At 31.7% G+C, this 3033-nt stretch carries 5 protein-coding genes and 1 pseudogene; all 6 read left to right on the top strand.

What is annotated here, in order from left to right; translation table 11 throughout:
• The coding region (locus Q0P94_RS10470; protein WP_295116407.1) for a translation initiation factor IF-2 subunit gamma at nucleotides 1-1187 on the top strand (1187 nt) is incomplete at its 5' end.
• A 10-nt stretch (nucleotides 1188-1197) separates the two neighbouring features.
• A complete protein-coding gene (locus tag Q0P94_RS10465) occupies nucleotides 1198-1590 on the top strand; it encodes a PIN domain-containing protein (RefSeq protein ID WP_295116404.1) in 393 nt (130 codons plus the stop codon).
• A 35-nt stretch (nucleotides 1591-1625) separates the two neighbouring features.
• A complete protein-coding gene (locus Q0P94_RS10460) occupies nucleotides 1626-2210 on the top strand; it encodes a DNA-directed RNA polymerase (RefSeq protein ID WP_295116401.1) in 585 nt (194 codons plus the stop codon).
• A complete protein-coding gene (gene spt4, locus Q0P94_RS10455; RefSeq protein WP_292605391.1) occupies nucleotides 2207-2383 on the top strand; it encodes a transcription elongation factor subunit Spt4 in 177 nt (58 codons plus the stop codon). Before Q0P94_RS10460 ends, spt4 begins: the two co-directional genes overlap by 4 nt.
• Nucleotides 2384-2393: 10 nt before the next feature.
• A complete protein-coding gene (locus tag Q0P94_RS10450; protein WP_295116396.1) occupies nucleotides 2394-2903 on the top strand; it encodes a GTP-dependent dephospho-CoA kinase family protein in 510 nt (169 codons plus the stop codon).
• 17 nt (nucleotides 2904-2920) lie between these two features.
• Nucleotides 2921-3033, top strand: a pseudogene (locus Q0P94_RS10445) (30S ribosomal protein S24e); the annotation flags it as partial.

Here is a 3033-nt window from a genome sequence, read left to right as displayed (position 1 = left end):
GTTTAGTTGGTCACGTAGACCATGGTAAGACTACTCTTACTAAAGCATTATCAGGAATATGGACTGATACTCACAGTGAGGAAACAAAAAGAGGTATTTCAATTCGTTTAGGTTATGCTGATATTGAATTTAGGAAATGTCCTAAATGTGATGAACCTGAATGTTATACTACTTCTGAAAAATGTGAAATCTGTGGCAGCGAAACTGAATTAATTAGAAAAGTATCCTTTGTTGATGCTCCAGGTCACGAAACTCTCATGGCAACTATGTTATCTGGTGCCGCAATTATGGATGGTGCAGTTTTAGTAATTGCTGCAAATGAGTCTTGTCCACAACCACAAACTAAAGAACATCTTATGGCACTAGATGTTATTGGTGTAAAAGATGTTATTGTAGTTCAGAATAAAATTGATATTGTTTCAAAAGAAAGAGCTATTGAAAGTTATAATGAAATTAAAGAATTTGTTAAAGGAACTTGTGCTGAAGATGCTTTAATTATTCCAGTATCCGCTCAGCAAGGTGCTAATGTAGATATATTAATCGAAGCAATGCTTAAGCAAATTCAACCTCCAGAAAGAAATACAGAAGATTCTACATTAATGCATGTAGCAAGATCATTTGATATTAACAAACCTGGTTCAGGTGCTGATAAGATTAAAGGAGGAGTCATTGGTGGAACTTTGGTCCAAGGTAAATTTAAACTTGGTGATACTATTGAAATCAGGCCAGGTCCTACTAATAATGGCGAAAGAATCACTCTTAAATCTGAAATTATTGGGCTTGAAGCTAATGGAGAACAGGTTGAAGAAATAGGTCCTGGTGGACTTGTAGGTATTGCAACAAAATTAGACCCGTCTTTAACTAAATCAGATTCATTATCTGGAACTGTCGCTGGTGAAGAAGGTACATTACCTGATGTATTAAATAGCTTTAAAATGGAAGCTAATTTACTTGATCGTGTAGTGGGTACTAAAGAGGAACGTGACGTTGCTCCGATTAAAATTAAAGAAGCGTTAATGATTAATTGTGGTACTACAACTACAATTGGTGTTGTTACTTCAACTAAGAAAAATAATGTTGAAGTCACTCTTAAGTTACCAGTTTGCGCAAGTCCTGGAGATAGGGTTGCTTTAAGTCGTAGAGTCGGTGCACGTTGGAGATTAATAGGTTACGGTATTATCAAATAGAGGGCAAATAATGAACTCTAAAGAAGTTGTAATTGATACCAATTTTTTTATGGTTCCTTTTCAGTTCAATGTGGATATAATCACTGAACTTGAAAAAATATTACCTTCTTATAAATTAACTACTCCGAGCTTTGTTATCAATGAATTGAAGGGTTTGAAAAGAAATAATAAAGGTAAAATAAGGTTAAATGCAAATTTGGCCTTAAAGTTAGCTAATTCTTCAAAAATTGAAATAAAGGATATTTCATTATTAGAAAATGAAACTGTGGATGATGCGTTACTTAGAGTTTCAGAAGTTTTAGCTACAAATGATATTGAATTAAAAAATCGTGCGAAAGATAAAGGAATCACAGTAGCATATTTAAGACAAAAAAAATATATTGCTGTTGAAGGTAAAATATAATATTAATTAAACTTATTAATAAATGAGGGATTATTTTGTATTATAAAACAAAAATAGAGGATACAGTAAGAATTCCACCTTACAGATTTGGTGATCCTCTCAAAGAAGTTGCTATTCAAACTTTAAACGAAACTTATGAGGGTCGTTTAGATAAAAAACTTGGTTTACTTATCTGTGTTAATGATATATATGAAATTGGTGAAGGCAGACTCATTATGGGTGATGGTGCTGCATATCATAATGTTGTCTTTGAAGCAATTTTCTTTAAACCAGAACAACATGAAATTTTTGATGGAGAAGTAATTGATATTGTTGATTACGGAGCTTTTGTGAGAATTGGACCTATGGATGGTTTAATACATGTTTCTCAAGTTACTGATGATTATATAAATTATGACCCTAAAAGAGTGGCATTAATCGCTAAGGAATCTAATAAAACTTTAGATGTAGGTGACTTAGTCAGAGCTAGAGCCGTTAGTGTTTCAATTAAAGACGAATCTACCAATAATATTGAGAATAGTAGGAATTCTAAAATTCCACTAACAATGAGGCAAAATAATTTAGGTAGATTTGAATGGATTGAAGAAGCTAAACAAAAAAGTAAGAAGGGTGGAGAATGAAAGCTTGTACTGTTTGTAAAATGATTTCAAATAAAGATCATTGTCCATCATGTGGAAGTCCAACTTCTGATAATTGGAGTGGTCTTTTAATTATTACAGATCCAGAAGATTCAGCAATAGCTAAGGAATTAAATATTAAAATTCCAGGTGAATATTGTTTAAGAGTAAGATAGAGGGTTTTTTGTGTTACGTTTAGATGCAGAATTAAATAAAGATATAATTGTTGAGTTAAAAAAGCCATTAGGTAAATTATATCCTGACTTTGAAGATGCTATTGAAGAAATAAAATCTTCTGAGTTTTTAATTTCTGTCGGTGATGCAACTTTTGGTAATCTTACAAAATATGAGATTTATCCTAATATTGGAATTATTGATAATTTAATTCAAAGAAAAAATCATACTCATGAAATTATTCATGCAGATCATATTTTAAAAGTTGATAATCCTGCGGGAACTATTACAGATGATCTATGGGAAACCATAGGCAGCGCTCTTGAATTATCTAACACTGGCGAATGTTATGTAATTGAAGTAGCAGGGGAAGAAGATCTTGCAGTTCTTCCTTGCATCTTAATGGCAAGTCCAGAAACTACAATCTTATATGGTCAACCAAATGAAGGATTAGTACTTTTAAAAGTTTCTGACATGGTAGATAAAGCTCAAAAGCTTATTGACGGATTTATTGAAGAATAAATAAATGAGGTTTTATAATGGAAATTGAATTTATTGAAGAAAAAGAAAATAAAGTTTTTAACAGAAAAGAAATTAAATTTTATGTTGATTATGATGGAGAAGCAACTCCTAAAGTATTAGACATTAAATC

This window comes from uncultured Methanobrevibacter sp. (genome assembly GCF_946184425.1).
Classification (GTDB): domain Archaea; phylum Methanobacteriota; class Methanobacteria; order Methanobacteriales; family Methanobacteriaceae; genus Methanocatella.
This window is presented reverse-complemented; position numbering and strand designations above follow the sequence as displayed.

What these genes read in the sequence shown, in the direction of transcription:
- spt4 (WP_292605391.1), top strand. Translation starts at nt 2,207, where the DNA reads ATGAAAGCTTGTACTGTTTGTAAAATGATTTCAAATAAAGATCATTGT.
- Q0P94_RS10465 (WP_295116404.1), top strand. Translation starts at nt 1,198, where the DNA reads ATGAACTCTAAAGAAGTTGTAATTGATACCAATTTTTTTATGGTTCCT.